Genomic DNA, 19179 nt, shown 5'->3' on the forward strand with positions numbered 1-19179 from the left:
ATGCTCGCTTGTGTGAGGTGAACATGGGTCCAACTTCTACGCGGCGGGCGGTCACACGGCGGACACAAAGCCGGGCGTCCGCACAGTGCCCTGAAGGGTGCGGGGACGCGCACCGGGGCAGGCCGGAACGGCCGCCCACCCGAGGTGTGCGGCCGTTCCGGTTTCCCCGTGGGACACGCGGCCGGGGAAACCCGTCAGGTCTCGGCGCGCTCCGGGCTCCCCCGCGCCGGTGCCCCGCGCCACGCGGTGAGCCTGCGCCGCTCCTCCGGCGTGCAGTCGATGCGCTTCATGGCCGCCTTGAGCAGCGGCGGCGCCATGACGGAGGTGACCACCGCGACGAGCACGATGATCGTGTACGTCCTGGTGTCGAGGATGCCGAGCCGGAGCCCGACCATCGCGACGATCACTTCGATGACACCGCGCGCGTTCATGCCCGCGCCGAGCGCGAGCGCCTCCCAACGGCTCAGTCTGCTGAGCCGCGCGCCGATGTAGGCGCCCGCGAACTTCCCGAGTACGGCGATCGCGAGCACGATGAGCGCGGCTCCGAGCACCGCGGGTTCGGTGAGCGCCCGCAGGTCGATGCGCAGCCCCGCGGTCGCGAAGAAGACGGGGGCGAGGACGGCCAGGACGACCATGCGCAGCGACACGGTGCGGGCCCGGTCGAACTCCCCGCTGGAGCCGATGAGCATGCCGCACAGGTACGCCCCGAAGACCGCTTCCAGGCCGAGGGACTGGGTGCCTGCCGCCGCGAGCAGGATCATCGCGGCGGCCGCGGAGACCGTCCGCTCGTCCGACCCCTTGCACAGCCGCAGGGCGACGCGCACGACCGGGCGGCCGATCAGGAGCGCGATCAGCAGGACCAGCAGGAGCGAACCGATGGCCTCGGCGAACACGCCCGCGGTCAGGCCGCCCACGGTCATCGCGGAGACCACGGAGAGCATGAGCCAGCCGAAGGTGTCGTCGATCATCCCCGCGGCCAGCGTCAGTTGGCCCACATCACGGTGGATGAGGTCCATGTCCATCAGCGTCTTGGCGATGACGGGAATGGCGCTGACACACATGGCGACGCCCAGGAAGAGCGCGAACATCTGCCGGTCGGAGGCGCCGATGTCGAGCATGCGCGCCAGCGGACAGCCCAGGCCGACCCCGAGGGCCAGGGGCACGAGCAGCCCGGCGAGGCTGACGCGCAGGGCCGTGCCGCCCCGGCGGCGGATCATCCGCAGGTCCATCTCGATGCCGGTGAGCCCGACGAGGAGGAGGACCGCGATCTGTCCGACCGCGTCGAGCAGGTGCACCTGGGCCGGGTCCGACGGCAGGAGCCAGGCCGCGGCGCCCGGTGCCACCCAGCCGAAGAGGGAAGGGCCGAGGAGCACGCCCGCGCTCAACTCCCCCACGATGGCCGGGAGTCCGCACCGCGAGGCCAGCCTGCCGAGCATGATGGCGAGGAGCAGCAGCACGCCGACCTGCAGCAGGAACAGGAGCAGGGGGTGTGCCGCGATCGGCGGCACGGGAGCGGCCGCCAGCACGTCGGCGGCCGTGGGTGGACCGGCTCTGTGCACGGCGTTCACCTGCCCCGTTCGGAGAGGGCCCCGCGTACGCCGAAGGACCGCGCACCGGCCGCGCCTTCACCGACCGCGGCGGGCACGCCCGGGTCGAGTTCGCCGTACCGCCGGAAGCCGTAGAGCAGCGCGCTCCCGTGGCGGTAGCGCTCGACGGACCGCACCGCTCCGACGACGATCACGTGGTCGCCTGAGGGGTGGGTGCGCTCCACGGTGCACTCGGCGACGGCGTGCGCGGCCTCGACGAGCGCGGGGCTGCGCGTGCGGCCGAACGGCCGCCAGGCGACGCGCTCCCACCGGTCGGGCGCACCCGATGCGAAGAGCGCCGCGACCCAGTCGGCCCCGCCGTGCAGCAGGTTGACCGCGAACGCGCCGCTGTCGGTCACCGCGCCGAGCGTCGGGCTGCCGCTGCGCAGACACGTCAGGAGCGTCGGCGGGTTCACGCTGAGGCTGCACAGCGATGAGCACGTCATCCCCCGGGGCTCCGCGTTGCCGTCCCGGGCCGTCACGACCGACACACCGGTCGGGAAAGACGCCATCATGTCGCGGAACTCGATGTCCATGTGCCTCGGTCACACCCCGTCGCGCATGCGTTTGAAGTACTCGTTCTGCGTCGGCAGGGTGCGGACCAGCGACCGCGCCTTGTCCTTGATCGCCTGGAACTCGGCGAGCGCGGCCTTCTCGTCGACGAGGTCGAGGGCGGGCGACGGCCTCACGGGGATGCCGCCGGTGCCGAGCAGGATGCAGTTGTACGAGTAGGGCGGCAGGCCGTGGTAGCGGGGGTAGACCGTGCCGGTGTCGGGGACCTTGCTCTCCCACAGCTCCAGGCGCTCGGCGAGCGCGTCGGGCACGGCGCGGGTCTTGGTGTCCCGCCAGTACTGGTTGTCCGCCCGCTTCGCACCGCGGTAGTGCAGGACGAGGAATTCCCGTACGCCGTCCATCACGTTCATCACCGCGCTGTTGTACTGCTCGCGCAGGGGGAGGTCCCAGTCGGCCGCCGGGTAGTACTTGACCAGCTGCTCGATCGCGTAGTGGATGAAGAAGATCCCGGTCGACTCCAGCGGCTCGACGAAGCCGCTGGACAAGCCGATGGCCACGCAGTTGTTGACCCAGGAGCGGCGGCTGCGGCCGATCCGCATCCGGATGTGGTTGGCGGGCACGTCGGCAGCGGCGGGGCCGACGAACTCGCGCAGGGTGCGCTCGGCCTCCTCGGGGTCCATGTAGTCGCGTGCGTAGACGTAGCCGGTGCCGATCCTGCTGATCAGCGGGATGGTCCAGATCCATCCGGCGTCCTGGGCGGTGGCCGTCGTGCAGGGGCGGAGCGGGTCCTTGTCCATGTCCATGGGGACCTGCAGGGCGACCGCGCTGTCGTTGGGCAGGGTGTCCTGGTACGACACGAACGGTTCCTCGAGCGCCTTGTTGAGGAGCAGCCCGCGAAAGCCCGTGCAGTCGACGAAGAGGTCGCCGTCCAGGTCCCCGTGCTCGGCGGTCCGCACGTGCGAGAGCCAGCCGCGCTCGTCGAGGCCGACGTCCACGACGTTGTCGACGACGTGCCGCACCCCGCGCTGTGTGGCGTACTTCGTCAGGTACTTGGCCAGCAGGTGTGCCTCGAAGTGGTAGGCGTAAGGGAATTGCGCGCCCTGGTACTCGGCGATCGTGTTCGGCTCCGCCTCCCCTTCGACGAAGTCCTGTTCCAGGAGCCGGTTGTCGAGGTAGCGGGGGCTGCGGTTGCCGTCGATCAGCGAGGCCATCACGAAGCAGTCCACGTCGAACCGGTCGCTGGTGGGATAGCGCAGCCACCAGTCGGTCAGCGGGAAGCCCTTGACCGACCTCAGCTGTTCGAAGGGGTGGTAGAAGTGGTGCCCGGGCTCGCGCCAGTCCTCGAAGCGGACCGCGAGTTTGTATGTGGCGTTGCAGGCGGGCATCCAGTCCCGCTCGGCCAGGCCAAGGAACTCGAAGAAGTGCCTGATGTCGCTGAACGTGGCTTCGCCGACCCCGATGGTCCCGACGTCCGCCGACTCCACGAGCGTGATGTTGATCCGGTCGCCGAAGGCTGCCGTCAGATACGCGGCGGTCATCCAGCCGGCCGTGCCGCCGCCGACGATGACGACGTCGCGTACGGGAGCATGCGTCATTTCCCCACCCCACATTGATGATTGAGCACCGATCGTGATGATTGAGCGCGCCGACGGACCGGCGGCGGTCTACCGGCCGCTTGCGTCCTGGCCGCTCAGCGTGATCGCGCCGGACGGGCATCTGGCGGCCGCGCCGCGCACCGCCGCGGCCGAACCGGCCCCGGGCCGGGCCGATTTGAGCAGTACTTTCCCGTCGTCCTCCGACTGGTCGAACACGGCGGGTACGTAACTCATGCACAGGCCGGAGCCCGCACACCTGCCGCGGTCGACTTGTACCTCCATCTCTCTTCTCTCTCCCTTCTCCTCTCTGGCCGGGCTCCCCGGTCTCACCAGGTGACCGGCAGCCGTTCCACCCCGTAGGCGGTCGAGCGGATACGGAACTCCACGTCCCGGACGGGCACCGCGAGGCGCAGTCCGGGCAGGCGCCGCAGCAGCGCCGTGTACGCGATGCGCAGCTCCATCCGGGCCAGCGCGGCGCCGATGCAGTGGTGGATGCCGTGCCCGAAAGCGACGTGCGGCACGGGTTCCCTGGTCAGGTCGAGCCGGTCGGGCTCCGCGGTCAGTGCCGGGTCGCGGTTGGCCAGCGGGATCGAGCAGACGACGGTGTCCCCCGCCCTGATCAGCCTGCCGCCGAGCGTGATGTCCTCGACGGCGGTCCGGGGCGTGGGGGCGTGCGGCACCGACAGGTAGCGGAGCAGCTCCTCGACGGCGCGGTCGAGGGCCGCGGGATCGTCGCGTACCAGGGCGAGTTGGTCCGGGTTCTCCAGGAGGGCGAGAGCGCCGAGGCCCAGCATCCCGGAGATGTTGTCGAGGCCCGCGAGCATCAGCAGGATGCAGATGCCCCGCAGCTCCTTGTCGGTGAACTCGGATCCGTGGTCGCGCACCAGCATGCCGAGGAAGCCGTCATCGGGGTTCTTGCGCTGCCGGGCCACCAGTGCGGCGAGGTAGCGGGTGAACGAGGACCCGGCGGCCGTGCGCTCCTGGCGGTCGCGCCCCGTGGCCAGGTGGGCGTGGCAGCGGCGCAGGAAGTCGTCGCGGTCGTCGCGGGGCACGCCGATGAGTTCGCACAGCACCGGGCCCGGGATCGCCGACGCGAACAGCTCGGCCAGGTCGGCGGGTTGCCCGGCCCGCTCCATGGCGTCGAGGCGCTCGGCGACGATGGCCTCGATGCGCGGCTGGAGTCTGCGCATCCGTCGTACCGTGAACTCCGGCGTCAGCATCTTCCGCAGCCGGGTGTGCTCGGGCGGGTCGTAGTCCATCAGGAGCCCGACCCCTTCGTCGGGCCGCCCGCCGTCCCCGTCGGCCGCCTCCCGCGAGCCGAAGCGGCGGCGGGTGGAGAACCGGACGTGGTCGCCGAGGACCCGGCGCACCTCGTCGTGGCCTGTGACCAGCCACAGGGGCTCGCCGCCCGCGCCGGGCGCCAGGCTGACGCGGGTGACGGGCCCGTCGGCGGCGAGGTGGCGCAGGTCGTCGGCGGGGTCGAAGTGCGTGCGGCGGGTGTGCAGCGGCACCGGTGCGGTCTCGTGCGGCATGTCGCCCCCTACCAGGCCACCGGCAGCGTCTCCACGGCCTTCGACGTGAATCGGAGTGCGTCGCGCGGCGCGGCGAGCCGCACCTCGGGGAACCTGCGCAGCAGCTCCGCTATCGCGATGCGCAGTTCCATCCTGGTCAGCGGTGCGCCGAGGCAGTAGTGGATGCCGTGCCCGAACGCCATGTGCCTGCTGTTGTCCCGGGTGATGTCGATGGGCTCCGTGGGCTCCCCCGGCGAGCGGGTGTTGTTGGCGCCGAGCAGCGAACAGGCCACGGGCTCCCCCGCCTTGACCACCTTGCCCGCGAGGCTGACGTCCTCCCGGGCGGTGCGGGGCGAGGCGTGCGAGATGATCGAGACGCTCCGGATCAGCTCCTCCACCGCGTGGTCGATGAGTTCCGGGCGCTCCTTGAGCAGGGCCAGCTGGTCCGGGTGCTCCAGCAGGGCGAGGATGCCGAGCCCCAGCGTGCCGCCCACGTTCTGGATGAAGGAGGCGAGGAGCGTCGCGGCGGTGCCCGTCAGCTCCGCGGGGGTGAGGTCGTCGCCGTGCCGCTGGATGAGGCGGCCGAGCAGGTCCTCGCCGGGGTTGCGGCGCTTCTGTGCCGTGAACTTGCTGAGGTAGACCAGGTAGGAGTTGCCTGCCGCGTCCCGCTGGTCCCTGTCGGGGTTGTCGACGCGGTTGGTGTCGAGGTGGCGGGCCAGCTCGGCCTGGTCGTCACGGGGTATGCCGAGCAGCGCGCAGCCGATCAGGCTGGTGGTGGGCCATACGAAGTGCGGCACGAGGTCGATCGGCTGCCCGGCGCCCTCCATGGCGTCCAGCCGCTCGGTCACGATGCCCTCGACGAGGGGTTCCAGGGTGCGTACCCGCCGCAGGGTGAACTCGCCCGTGAGCATCTTCCGCAGCCGGGTGTGCTCGGGCGGGTCGTAGTGCAGCAGGTTGCCGGGCTGCACGAGGCGCCGGGAGTCCTCGATGTTGTCCGCGGGCGGCAGTGTGGTGAACCGGTCCGTGTCGCCGAGGATCGCCCGCACCTCGTCGTATCCGGTGGCGAGCCAGGCACGGTCCAGCGTCCCGGGAGGGGTGGTCTCGACGAGCGGTGACTGCTCGGTTTCGTCCAGTGGCTTGGGCATTCTCGGAATCCTTTCGCCCTATGTCACGAGTCTGAATTTGGCTCGGCACACCCGTCAAGGATGTCCAAATAGCCGTGCTCACCAGTTCACGAGGAGTTCGTCGACGCCGTAATTTGGCGTCCAGGTGCGGAAGCGGATTTCCTCGGCCGGGACCGCGACGGACAGCTTGGGGAACCGGCGCAGCAGGGCCGATATCGCGATGCGCAGCTCCACCCGGGCCAGCACCGCGCCGATGCAGTGGTGCACGCCGTGGCCGAAGGACAGGTGTCCGGAGTTGTCGCGGGTGATGTCGAGCGTGTCCTGCGGCGCCCCGTTCATCGGATTGCGGCTGACCCCGAGCAGGGAGCAGATCACGGACTCGCCCGCCCTGATCAGGTGTCCGCCGACGGTCACGTCCACCAGGGCGGTGCGGGGCGTGGCGTTCTGCACCGACGAGACGTAGCGGATGAGTTCCTCCACCGCCGAGTCGAGCAGGTCGGGCCGCTCCTGGAACAGGGCGAGCTGGTCGGGGTGGTCGAGGAGAACCAGCGGGCCGAGCCCCAGCATGCCGCCGATGTCCTCCAGGCCGGATCCCATGATCGCGGCGGCCATGCCCGTCAGCTCTTCGTCGGTGAGGTCCGCGCCGTGCCGTCGGATCAGCATGCCGAGCAGGTCATCGCCCGGGTCGCGGCGCTTCTGCCGGATGAGCCTGCCCATGTAGGTCATGTACGCGTTCACGGCGGCCCGCTGGCGCTCCCGCTCCTCGCGGCTGGTGTAGCGGCCGAAGCCGGTGCCGGTCCTGCTGATGTTCAGGTTGCGGGCGATCTCGGCCGCGTCGTCGCGGGGCACTCCGAGGAGTGCGCAGCCGACCAGGCCGGGGATGGGCCAGGCGAAGTGCCGGACGAGGTCGGCGGGGCGGCCCGCTCCCTCCAGCGCGTCGAGGCAGTGCTCGACGATCTCTTCGATGAAGGGTTCCAGCCTGCGGATCCGCCGCAGGGTGAACTCGGGGGTGAGCATCCTGCGCAGCCGCGTGTGGTCCGGCGGGTCGTACTGGCGCAGGTTGCCGACCTCGATCGGGGGCTTCCCGCCGCCCCTGCCGTCGTCGGGCGGCAGCATGCTGAACCTGTCGTCACCGAGGATGGCCCGCACCTCGTCGTAGCCGGTCGCGAGCCAGTGACGGCTCGGGGAGCGCCCGCCCGTGTCCAGTTCGACGAGTGGGGTGTGCGTGCCGAGTTCGACGAGTTCCGGCACGGGTTCCACCCCGTCCCTGCGGGTGTGCGCGGACGTGCTCACTGCCTTCGACATTCAGGGGCCCTTTCGCCCTTTCCGCGCGACGGGGACGGCACCGCACCCCTTTCCGTCCCCGTCCGCGAAATCCGTAGCAATTCACGATTCAATTCACGATTCCTGGAGCGCCGCGATCCGCCGTGCCAGGCATTCCGTTCGCCTCACTCCTTTCCGGTGTCGGCCGCAGACCGGAGCTTGTCCGCGATGACGCCTCCGATCCGTGCCGAAGGCGCGGGCTGCAGCATCGTGTAGTGGCCTGCGGCGATTTCGTGGGACTCGATGTCGCCGGTGATGTAGGGCCGCCAGCTCTCGGCCGAGACCTCTGCCGGGGTGTCCGCGGGCCGGTCCTCGGCCGCGACGAAGAGCAGCAGGTCGCCCTCGAAGCGGCGCGGCGTGTGGCGCGGGGTGAGCCGTCCCACGTTGTCGATGACCTGGCGCATGTTCGCCCTGAGTCCCTCGTCCATGTCCTGGCCGATGTCTTCGTCGGGCGGCAGTCCCAAGTCACTGGCCCTGGGCGCGGAGGCGTCGTCGTCCTGGCCCGCCTCGGGCTGGACGTTGCTGTACTGGGCGCCGCCGAAGCCCTCCGGGTAGCCGTCGATCACCGCGAGGAGTTGGACCTGTTCGCCCTGTTCCTCCAGGTGGGTGGCGACCGCCTGGGCGATCAGGCCGCCGAGGGACCAGCCGAGCAGGTGGTAGGGGCCCTCGGGCTGGACGGTCTTGATCTGCCGCGCGTAGTCGGCCGCCATCTCCTCCAGGCTCTGCGGCAGTGGCTCCGGTTCGGCGAGTCCGCGGGCCTGCACGCCGTACACGGGACGGTCCTGCGGCAGGTGCCGCAGCAGCGCCGCGTACGCCCAGCTCAGGCCCGTGCCGGTGTGCATGCAGAACAGCGGCGGGAGGCTGCCCTTGGGCCGCAGCGGCAGCAGCATCTCCAGGTCGCCGTGGTCGCCGCCCGCGCGGCGCCCGGCCGCGCGGGTTCCGCTCCGCCCCCTGCCGTGCAGGGTGAGCAGACCGTCGGCGGTCCGCCTCGCGCGTTCGCCCGTGCGCAGCATCCGTTCACCATCGACGCCGAAGGGGCAGGCGACGAAGCGTTCGCCGGTGAGCCCGGGGGCTTCGGCGTAGCCGCGCGCGAGCGACGAGCCTGCGACGTACAGGTCGCCCGTGCCGCCCGGCGGGACCGGGCGCAGGTAGTCGTCGAGGACGTAGGCGTACGTGTTGGGCACGGGTGTGCCGGTGGGGGCCCGGTCGGGCAGGGTCTCGCCGGGACCGGTCCTGTGGTCGAGCCAGGGTCCCCCGGTCTCGGCCGCGCCGAGGGCGCTGACCAGGGTGGCCCGTGGGTGGGCGGCCAGCCAGGCCCGGGTGGCGTCGACGGCCGCGGTTCCCCCGTGGTCGACGACCGTCACCTCGGCGAACGGCGCTTCCCCGGCGGCGCGTTCGATCACCTCGGGCAGCAACTCGCGTGCGGTGACGAGTCGTTGCGCACCGCCCGGCCCTGCGGCCGGTATCGCGTCCTCCCCGGGTGTGCCGAGCCGGACGCCGCCACCCGCGCACAGTGCGGAGAGCAGCGGTGTCACCAGGTCGGAGACCGGGGCCCGTACGTCGAGGAACGTCACCCCGGGGTGCGTGGGGGCGGCGTGCTGGTGGTGCACCGCGTGGTCGACGAGCGTCCGGTGCTCGACGACGGCGCCCGTGACGGTGCCGTCGGCACTGTCCGAAGCCGAGGCGCCGAGGACGAGCGCCGCCTGCCGGGGCAGAGGCGCCACCAACGGCGCACCGGACTGCGGCGGGGCGCCGTTGGTGGCGGTGAGCCGCGGGTCGTCGAGCAGCAGGACGGGCACCGTCACGCCGTCGCCGAGGAGCGGGGCCATGGCCGTCGCACAGACGAGGGCGGCGGGCGTGACCTGACGGAGGCAGGACGCCACGTCCTCCATGGGCCGGTTCGGGTCGGCGATCAGGCAGGCGGCGCCGGACCTGAGCACACCGAGCAGCGCGACGACGAGGCCCGAGGCGGGCGGCAGGGCGAGGACCACCACGTCCTCGGCGCCGATGCCGTGGTCGGCGAGGCGCCGGGCAAGGCGGGCGGACGCGGCGTCCAGCGCGCCGTGGGTGAGCAGCCCGTCATGGTCCATGACGGCGACGGCCTCGGGGGCCAGCGCCGCCTGTTCGGCGAGCAGCTCGACGACGGTGCCGTCCGGGATCGGCGCGTCCGCGGCGCCGCGGATCTCCAGGGCCTGTCGGCGCTCGGCCTCGTCCAGGAGGATCTCCACCTGGCTCAGGCGCAGTTCGGGGTCGTCCGCCACCTGCTGGAGGACACGGACGAGCCGCCGGGCGAGTGCGGATGCGGTGGAGCGGTCGAACAATTCGGCGGCGTAGCGGATCGCGCCGTCGACTCCGTCAGGCCCGCTGTCGGATCCGTGCCGCTCGGTGAGGCCGACCACGAGGTCAGGCTGGGTAGCCGGGGTGCCCACGGACAGCCGGGTGGTGCGCAGGCCCGGCAGTTCCGGCGACTCCCACATCTCGGCGGAGTCGCTGAGGATCTCAAGGACCACCTGGAACACCGGGTGCCGCTGCTCCACGGGCAGCGCCAGCGCGTCGACGAGCCGCCCGAAGGGAACGTCCGGGTTCTGGACCGCGCGCTGATACGTGTCCCGCGCGCGGTGGAGCAGTTCGCGGTACGTGGGGTCGCCCGAGGCATCCGTACGCAGGACCAGCGGATCGGCGAACGGGCCGACGACGCCGTCCAGGTCGCCTTCCTCGTCCCGGCGCGGCAGCACCGTGCCGAGGCTGAGGTCAGTGCCCGCGCCGAGCCCGGAGAGGAGCAGCGCGAGGGCGGCCTGCACCACCATGAAGAAGGTCGCGCCGTCGGCCTCGGCGATCTCGGTCAGCCGGATGTGCGTGGCGCTGTCGAGGACCAGCGGCACCTCGTCGGCGCGGTGGGACGGCAGCGGGGGCCGCGGCCTGTCGGCCGGGAGTTCCTGCTCGGCGTCGGCGTCCGCGAGGGCCTTCTTCCAGTAGGCGAACTGCTCGCCGATGAGGCTGTCGCGGTCCTCCTCGTCGCGGAGCATCTCCTGCTCCCAGAGGGCGTAGTCGGCGAACTGCAGGGGCAGTGGCGCCCGTTCGGGTGCGCGCCCCTCCCTGCGTGCGCCGTACGCGGCTGCCAGGTCACGGAGCAGGACGATCAGCGACGCGTCGTCCGTGGCGATGCGGTGCACGACGAGGAGCAGTACGTGTTCGGTCTCCGTGACCGCGAACAGGCGTGCCGTCCAAGGCGTTTCACGGGTGAGGTCGAACTCGTGCCCCGCGTGGTCGGCGAGCAGCCGCGGCAGCTCCTCCTCGGTGACCGTGGTCACGGGGAGGGCGGGGCGGGCTGCTTCGGCGTCGGGCTCCAGGACGCATTGGCGTACGTCGGCGGTGTCGGCTTCGGCGCGGGTGTCCGTGCCGGTACCCGTGTGAGTGCCGCCGGTGCCCGTGTCCGTACCGACGAAGACCGTGCGCAGGATGTCGTGCCGTGCCGCGACGTCTCCCAGCGCCGCCGCCAGCGCCTCCCGGTCGAGCCTGCCGCCCAGGCGCAGCGCGATCGACACCCGCTGGGCCGCGGAACCGGGGTTGGCCCTGGCGAGCCGCCAGGTGCTCAACTGGCCCGCGGTGAGGGGTATTTCGTCGGGGTGGTCGACGGGACGCAGCTCCGGAAGCTCCTTGGACGTCAGCATCCGGGCCACGCCGAGCGGCGTGGACTCGCCGAAGAACCGGCGCATGCTCAGCTCGCTGCCGAGCTCCTCGCGGATCCGCGCGGCGAGCCGCATCGCCAGGCCCGAGTCGCCGCCCAGGTCGAAGAAGTTGTTGTCGACGCCCACCCGTTCCAGGCCGAGGACTTCGGCGAACAGCGCGCAAAGGGTCGCTTCGAGCTCGGTCTCCGGCTCACGGCCCGAGATGCGCCCGGCGAAGTCGGGGCGCGGCAGGGCCCCGCGGTCGACCTTGCCGTTGCTTGTCAGCGGCAGGGCCTCCAGGATCACGACGGAGGCGGGCCGCATGTAGTCGGGCAGCGCCTTCGCCAGGTGGTCGTGCACGGACTGGATCTCCAGGTCCTCGGTCTCGGGCACGACGTAACCGACGAGGCGTTTGTCGCCGGGCCGGTCCTCACGGGCGATCACCACGGCCTGCCGCACCTCGGGATGCGCCGCCAACGCCGCCTCGACCTCCCCCGGCTCCACCCGGAACCCCCGCACCTTCACCTGCTCATCCGCACGCCCGACGAACGACAACTCCCCGTCGGCCGTCCAGCGGGCCAAGTCCCCGGTGCGGTACATCCGCTCGCCGAAGCCGCCACCCGCGAACGGGCACGCCACAAAGCGCTCCGCCGTCAGATCCGGCCGCCCCACATACCCGCGGGCCACACCGGGCCCGGCAACGTACAACTCCCCTGTCGCCCCCACCGGGACGGGATGCAGGAAACCGTCCAGGACATACGTCCGTACGTTGTCCAGCGGGCGCCCGATGGCGGGCGGCCTGTCCTGCGACCTGATGTTCTCGTCGACGGGCCCTGCGGTGGCCATGACGGTGGCTTCGGTGGGCCCGTAGGTGTTCCACACCCGCGCCTGTGTCGTCCACCGGCTCGCGAGGGCAGCGGTCATGAGTTCCGCGCCGAGGACCCAGTTGCCGACTCCGGGCACGGAGGCGGGATCGAGCATGGTGAGCAGGGAGGGCACGACGCTGGCCGTGGTGACACCGGCCGACTCGATCATGTCCGACAGCGCGGAGGGCTCCGCCCGCTCGTCCGCGGAAGCGATCGCCAATGTGCCGCCACCGGAGAGCGTCACGGCGACGTCCAGCACGGCCGCGTCGAAGCTGAACGACGCGAACTGCAGGACCGTGACACCCGCCTCCACACCCAGCACCGGCCGCATCGCCGCCGCCAGATTCGCCACGCCGCCATGCGCAACGGCTACCCCCTTGGGGCGGCCGGTCGAGCCGGACGTATAGATCACGTACGCGAGCTGGTCCGGGGAAAGCCGTACGTCGAGGGAAGCCTCAGAGGACTCCGCGGCGACCGTGCCGCCCTCGTCGTCGTCCTCGTCCAGCAGCACGACCCGCGCACCGCCGACCGCCACATCCGCCAGCCTCTCGCCAACACCCACCACAACCCGCGCACCACTGTCGGCCACCATGAACGACAGCCGATCGGCCGGATATTCGGGGTCCAGCGGGACGAACGCGCCGCCCGCCTTCCACACGGCCAACTCCCCCACGACCATGTCGACGCCACGCGGCAGGCACAGCCCGACCCGGGACTCAAACCCAACCCCGGCCCGCACCAAACACCGCGCCAGCCGATTCGCCCGCGCCTCCAACTCGCCGTACGACAAAGCCTCCTCACCACACCGCACCGCCACCACATCGGGCGAGCTCTGCGCGTGCGCGGCGAACAGTTCGGGGACCAGGGTGTCCGGGTGGGACACGGTCGTGGCGTTCCACTCCTCCAGGACGCGGGAGCGGTCCGCGGCGTCGGAGAGCTGCAGCCTGCCGACGGGCGCCCCGGGCTCCGCGGTCATCTGCCGCAGCGCCCGCAGGAGCCGGTCGAGGAGCGCTTGGGCGGCCTGCTCGTCGAAGGCGTCCGGGCGGTAGGTCAGCCGCATCCGCAGTCCGTTGAGGGGGTCCACCACCAGGCCGAGCGGGTAGTTGATGGACTCGCGCATGCCTGCCTCGGTGAGTTCGACACCGGCAGGCCCCGGCTCGCGGGTGTCCCCGTTGTTCTCCGTGGACGGGTTGGTCCCGGTGGGGAAGCTCTCGAACGCCATGAGGGTGTCGAACGTCGCGCCGCGGCCCGCCACGCGCTGGATGTCGCCCAGGCTCAGGTACTGGTGGTCCATCAGGGCGGACTGGCGGCCCTGGACGTCCGCGAGGACCTCGGCGACGGTCCGTGCCGGGGCGAACTGCACCCGCACCGGGACGGTGTTGATGAACAGGCCGAGCATGTTCTCCATGCCGGGCAGGTCCGCGGGGCGACCGGCCACGGAGGCGCCGAACACGACGTCCTGGCGTCCGGCCAACTGTCCGACGACCAGGGCCCATGCGGTCTGGACGACGGTGTTCAGGGTGACGCCGTGGGCGCGGGCCAGCTCGCCGAGCCTGCGGTCGAGCGCAGGGCCCGCCACGGCGAAGACCTCGCCGGACGCGGCGTCCGGGTCCGGCGCGGCGACCGCGCCCGGAGCCATGGGCACGACCTGTGTCGCCTCATCCGCCCCGGCCAGCTCCGCGCGCCAGGCCTCCTGCGCCGCGTCCTTGTCCTGCCGTGCGAGCCAGGAGAGGTAGTCGCGGTAGGGGGTGACCGGGGGCAGTCCGGCCGCGGTGCCGCCAGCCTCGTAGCAGGCCCACAGCTCGCGCCGCAGGACGGGCAACGACCAGCCGTCCAGGACGATGTGATGGAGCGTCACCATCATGCGGTAGCGGTCCTCGCCCGTCTTGGCCAGGAGCACCTTCACCAGCGGCGGTTTCGCAAGGTCGAAGCCCTTGGCACGGTCCTCCCTGCCGAGCCGCTCCGACTCCTCCCACGCGGCGTCCTCGTCGAGTTCGGAGAGGTCCTCCTCGCGCCACGGCAGCGTCGCCCGGTCGGCGACGACCTGCACGGACTGTCCGGAGCCCGCCACCTGGCGGAATCCCACCCGCAGGCTGGCGTGCCGGTTCAGGAGCGCCTGCCAGGAGGCGCGCAGGCGCGCCGCGTCGAGCGGCCCTTCCAGGCCGACGATCATCTGCTCGACGTACACGTCGGTGCTCTGCCGGTCGAACAGGGCGTGGAAGAGGAGGCCTTCCTGCAGGGGTGACAGCGGCCAGATGTCGACCAGGTCCGGGGCCGCCGTCTCCAGCTTGTCGATCTGCGGCTGGTCGAGGGCGACCAGCGGGAAGTCGGATGGGGTGTGGCCGCCCGCGGTGGGCTCGTCGACGTGTGCGGCAAGGCCGGTCAGCATGGCGGCCCAGCCGTCGACCAGGGCTCGGGCCGCCGTCTCGTCGAGCAGGCGCTGCGGCCAGTCCAGGCTCAGGGTGAGCCGGGGCCCGCCGGGTCCTTCGTGGACGACGCAGGCGAGCTCCAGCGGATGGGCGACCGGGAAGCGGCCGTCCGCGGGGGCGCTCGCGGGGCTCTCGTCGTCGCTCGGCGGGGCGTCGGTGTCTCCGGCCGACGGGCCGAGCGGGATCCGGCCGAGGTAGGTGAAGCCGATCCGGGCGGCAGGGAGGGCGGCGAGTGCGGCGGCCGTCTCGGGATTGAGGTGGCGCAGCAGCCCGTGGCCGAGGCCGTCGCCGGGTACCGCGCGCACCTGTTCCTTCACGCGCTTGACGGCGAGCCCCGCGTCCGGGCCGCCTTCCCGGAAGTCCTCGAAGTCGGGCCTTCCCGCGTCGAGCCGCACCGGGTGGGTGCCGGTGAACCAGCCGACCGTGCGCGAGAGGTCCATGGTCTCGGACAGCGCGACCCGGCCGTGGCCCTCCACGTCCACGAGGAAGCCGCCGTCGGGCGCGCCGCCGTCGCACCACTCCGCGACGGCCGCGGCGAGGCCGGTCAGGAGTACGTCGTCCACGCCCGCGTGGAACGCGTCCGGGACGCCGGTCAGGAGTGCGGTCGTGACGTGGGCGGGGACGGTCACCGATGCCCGCCGCACCGTGTCGGCGAGGTCGAGCGCCGGGTCCAGGGGCAGCGCGGTGAACTGCGGGTCGGGTCCCTGGAGCAGCTGTGTCCACGCGTCGAGCTCCGCCGTCCGTTCCGCGCTCGCCGCCTGTTCGGCGAGGGCGCGGGCCCAGTGCCGGAACGACGTGGGAACCGGCTCCGGTTCGGGTGTGCGGCCCGCCGCGGTCGCGGCGCAGGCCTGCTCCAGGTCGGGCAGCAGGATCCGCCACGACACGGCGTCCATCACGAGGTGGTCGACGACCAGGACGAGCCGCCCTGCGGTGTCGGGGCCCCGGTCGAGCCAGACCACCTGGAGCATGGCTCCGGCCCGCGGATCGAGCCTCGCCACCGCGGCGCGGGTCTCCTCCGCGATGGTCCGCGGCAGGTCCTCGGGGGCCGTGCCGGTCGCGTCGACGCGGCGTACGAAGGCTCCGGCGGGTACGGTGCCGGGCCCGGACACCACGAGGCGCCGCGCCGGTTCGGTCTCCAGGCGGGCCCGCAGGACGTCGTGGTGGTCGACGACCGCCCGCACCGCGTCGGCCAGGGTGTCGGTGCGCAGGCCCCCGGGGGCCTCGACCACGGCGGTCTGGACGACCCGGCCCGCCGCCTCGGCGCCGACCCGGTCGAGCAGTTCGTGCATCACCGGTGTGAGCGGCACCTCTCCGGTGCCGGAGTCGCCGCCGCCCGCGATGGCGGCCTGCGACGGAACGGCGACGAGCGCGAGGGCTGCCGGGGTCCGGTACTCGAAGACCTGGCGCGCGGTGATCGCGAGGCTCGCGCGGCGGGCGCCGGACACCAGCATCATCGACGAGATCGAGTCGCCGCCGAGCGCGAAGAACGAGTCCTCGGCACCCGCCCGTTCGATGCCGAGCACCTCCGCGAACAGGTCGCACAGGGTGGCCTCGACGGGGGTCCGCGGGTCGCGGCCGCCGCGCACGGCCAGCTCGGGGGCGGGCAGCGCGGAGCGGTCGAGCTTTCCGTTGACGGTGAGCGGCAGGGCGTCGAGGACGACGGTCGTCACCGGGACCATGTATGCGGGGAGCCGGGTGGCGGCGAAGGCGCGGAGGGCTTCGGTGTCGAGGCGGGGCGAGGCTTCGGTGTCGAGGCGGTGCGAGGCTTCGGTGTCGAGGCGCGCCTCCGCGTCGGTCTCACCCTCCGTCGCCGGGACGACGTACGCCACGAGGCGCTTGTCGCCCGGCAGGTCCTCGCGGGCGATCACCGCGGTCTGGCTCACGGACGGGTGCGCGGCCAGGACGGCCTCGATCTCGCCGGGCTCGATGCGGAAGCCGCGCAGCTTCACCTGCTCGTCCGCGCGGCCCGCGAACGACAGCTGTCCCTCCGCGGTCCAGCGGGCCAGGTCCCCGGTGCGGTACATGCGCCCGCCCGCGCCGAACGGGCAGGCCACGAACCGCTCCGCCGTCAGATCGGGCCGCCCCACGTAGCCGCGCGCCACGCCGGGCCCCGCGACGTACAGTTCGCCGCTCACGCCCGGCGGCACCGGGCGCAGGAAACCGTCCAGGACGTAGGTCCGCATGTTGCCGAGCGGGCGCCCGATGGCGGGCGGGGCGTCCACCGGCTTGATGCCCTCGTCGACGCGGCCCACCGTCGCCATCACGGTGGCCTCGGTGGGGCCGTAGGTGTTCCACACCTGGGCCCGCCCGGTCCAGCGGCTCGCGAGGTCGGCGGTCAGCCACTCGCCTCCGAGGACCCAGTTCCGTACGCCCGCGACCGTCTCGGGGTCCAGCGTCCGCAGCACCGACGGCACGACGCTTGCCGCCTCGACGCCGGTCGAGCGGATCATGCCCGCGAGCGCCTCGGGTTCCGTGCGCTCCTCGGCGGATGCGATGGCGAGGGTGCCACCGGCCGCCAGGGTGACGGCCACGTCCAGGACCGCCCCGTCGAAGCTGAAGGAGGCGAACTGCAGCATCACGACGCCGTCGCGCAGGTCCAGCGCGGGCCGCATCGCCTCGGCCAGGTTCAGCACGCCGCGGTGGGCGAGGGCGACGCCCTTGGGGCGGCCCGTCGAGCCCGATGTGTAGATGACGTACGCGAGTTGGTCGCCGCCGACCGCGAGGCCCAGCGGCTCGCCGGACTGCCCCGCTATCGTGCGGGCGGTCTCCGGCTCGTCGAGGAGCAGCACGCGCGCGTCGCCCACGGGCACTGCGGCGAGGTTGCCGCCGGTGGCCAGGACGACGTCGGCGCCGCTGTCGGCGATCATGTAGCCCAGCCGGTCGGCGGGGTGGTCGGGGTCGAGGGGGACGAAGGCGCCGCCCGCCTTCCACACCGCGAGCTCCGCCACGATCATGCCGGTGCCGCGCGGCAGGCACAGGCCCACCCGGCGTTCCCGGCCGACGCCGAGTCCGGCGAGGTGGCGGGCGAGCCGGTTCGCCCGCTGTTCGAGCTGGCCGTACGTGAGGGTGTCCTCGCCGCAGCGGACGGCGGCCGTCTCCGGTGACCTGCGGGCCCGCGCCTCGAACGCCTCGACGACCGATCCGGCCGACAGCGGCTGCCCGGTCGCGTTCCAGCGCTCGGTCACCGCGGTCCGCTCCGCCTGTTCCAGTACGTCGATGTCGCCCACGCGGGCCGACGGGCCGGCCGTGACCTGTTCCAGGACCCGCACGAACCGCTGGACGACGGACTCCGCCGCGGCGCGGTCGAACAGGTCGGGCCGGTAGTCCAGCTTGAAGCGCATGCGGTCGCCGCCCGGGACGGCGACGAGGGTGAGCGGATAGTGCGAGGCGTCGCGCGACGCCCCCGCGGGCCTGATCGTCACGGCGTCGGGGCCGGGCTCGGGGCCCGCGGGCGGGAGCGGATAGTTCTCGTACAGAACCAGCGTGTCGAAGACCGCGGCGGGCCCGGCGAGCTTCTGCACCTCGGCGAGTCCGACGTGCTGATGGGCGATCAGCCCCGACTGGGCCTCCTGCAGCCGCGCGAGGAGCTCGGCGACGGGCTGCGCCCCGTCGAGGCGTACGCGCACCGGCAGCGTGTTGATGAACAGGCCGATCATCGACTCCACGCCCGGCAGTTCCGCCGGGCGGCCCGCGACGGTGGCACCGAAGACGACGTCCGTGCGTCCGGCGAGACGGGCGAGCACCAGGGCCCACGCGCCCTGCACCACCGTGTTCACCGTCAGGCCGCGGGTGCGCGCCAACTCGGCAAGCGAGGAGGTCAGTTCGGCCGGGAGCTCGGTGAGGACGTGGTCGGGCAGCACCGGGGTGCGGCCCGGGTCCTTCGGCGCGACGAGCGTCGATCCGTCGGCCTCGGCCAGCTGTTCGCGCCAGGCATCGCGCGCCGCGTCCTTGTCCTGGCGGCCGAGCCACGCCACGTACTCGCCGTAGGGTGCCACGCGCCCCAGCACGGAGGCGTCGCCGCCCGCCGCGTACACCTGGGAGAGCTCGTTCAGGAGGACCGGCATCGACCAGCCGTCCATGAGGATGTGATGGAACGTCACGACGAGCCGGTGCCGCCGCTCGCCGAGGCGCACGAGCAGGAGCCGCAGCAGCGGTGGGGCGGCGAGGTCGAACCGCCGCGTGCGTTCCCGTGCCGCGAGCCGGTCGATCTCGGTGAGCGCCTCGGGCTCCACGAGCCCGCTGACGTCCGCCTCGCCCCAGGGCAGCGTGACCTCACGCGGGATCACCTGGACCATCCGGGCACCGGTCACGGGACGGAAGCAGGCGCGCAGGGCCGCGTGCCGGGCCAGCAGGGCCTCCCATGATGCCCGCAGCCGATCCGTGTCCACGGGGCCTGCCACGTCGAGCGTCGACTGCACGGTGTAGACGTCCGGGCCCTGGTCGTCGTAGGAGGCGTGGAAGAGCATCCCCTCCTGCAGCGGCGAGAGGGGCCACACGTCCTCGACGAGGGATCGGGATCGGGTCGTCATCGCTCTGTCTCCTCACAACGGCTTGTGCCTGTACT

8 protein-coding genes are annotated in these 19179 nt (G+C 72.5%); all 8 read right to left on the reverse strand.

The genetic code is table 11. From position 1 onward, the window contains the following. Positions 1–194: 194 nt before the first annotated feature. Positions 195–1559 (reverse strand): cation:proton antiporter, encoded by a 1365-nt coding sequence (locus AC068B_RS31795; protein WP_478674994.1) that lies wholly within the window; start codon positions 1557–1559, stop codon positions 195–197. 5 nt (positions 1560–1564) lie between these two features. Continuing rightward, positions 1565–2122: a flavin reductase family protein gene (locus AC068B_RS31800; protein WP_478674995.1), complete on the reverse strand. Its 558-nt coding sequence runs from the start codon at positions 2120–2122 to the stop codon at positions 1565–1567. A gap of 9 nt (positions 2123–2131) precedes the next feature. Further along, entirely contained in the window at positions 2132–3694 is a 1563-nt protein-coding gene (locus tag AC068B_RS31805; protein WP_478674996.1) for a tryptophan halogenase family protein, read from the reverse strand. Positions 3695–3763: 69 nt separating this feature from the next. Beyond that, entirely contained in the window at positions 3764–3976 is a 213-nt protein-coding gene (locus AC068B_RS31810) for a ferredoxin (protein WP_356254377.1), read from the reverse strand. Positions 3977–4020: 44 nt separating this feature from the next. After that, positions 4021–5226: a cytochrome P450 gene (locus AC068B_RS31815; RefSeq protein ID WP_478674997.1), complete on the reverse strand. Its 1206-nt coding sequence runs from the start codon at positions 5224–5226 to the stop codon at positions 4021–4023. Positions 5227–5234: 8 nt separating this feature from the next. After that, positions 5235–6350, reverse strand: a complete 1116-nt coding sequence (locus AC068B_RS31820; RefSeq protein WP_478674998.1) for a cytochrome P450 — start codon at positions 6348–6350, stop codon at positions 5235–5237. Positions 6351–6428: 78 nt separating this feature from the next. Next, positions 6429–7634 carry a cytochrome P450 gene (locus AC068B_RS31825; protein WP_478674999.1) on the reverse strand — a complete coding sequence of 402 codons (1206 nt, stop codon included), beginning with the start codon at positions 7632–7634 and terminating at the stop codon, positions 6429–6431. Between the two features lie 143 nt (positions 7635–7777). Continuing rightward, a complete protein-coding gene (locus AC068B_RS31830) occupies positions 7778–19144 on the reverse strand; it encodes an amino acid adenylation domain-containing protein (protein WP_478675000.1) in 11367 nt (3788 codons plus the stop codon). Between the last annotated feature and the right edge of the window lie 35 nt (positions 19145–19179).

The sequence above is a fragment of the Streptomyces sp. NPDC042371 genome (genome assembly GCF_056437465.1).

Coding starts and splice junctions, on each gene's coding strand:
- AC068B_RS31800 (WP_478674995.1), bottom strand. CDS start 2,122: ATGGACATCGAGTTCCGCGACATGATGGCGTCTTTCCCGACCGGTGTG.
- AC068B_RS31805 (WP_478674996.1), bottom strand. CDS start 3,694: ATGACGCATGCTCCCGTACGCGACGTCGTCATCGTCGGCGGCGGCACG.
- AC068B_RS31810 (WP_356254377.1), bottom strand. CDS start 3,976: ATGGAGGTACAAGTCGACCGCGGCAGGTGTGCGGGCTCCGGCCTGTGC.
- AC068B_RS31815 (WP_478674997.1), bottom strand. CDS start 5,226: ATGCCGCACGAGACCGCACCGGTGCCGCTGCACACCCGCCGCACGCAC.
- AC068B_RS31820 (WP_478674998.1), bottom strand. CDS start 6,350: ATGCCCAAGCCACTGGACGAAACCGAGCAGTCACCGCTCGTCGAGACC.
- AC068B_RS31825 (WP_478674999.1), bottom strand. CDS start 7,634: ATGTCGAAGGCAGTGAGCACGTCCGCGCACACCCGCAGGGACGGGGTG.
- AC068B_RS31830 (WP_478675000.1), bottom strand. CDS start 19,144: ATGACGACCCGATCCCGATCCCTCGTCGAGGACGTGTGGCCCCTCTCG.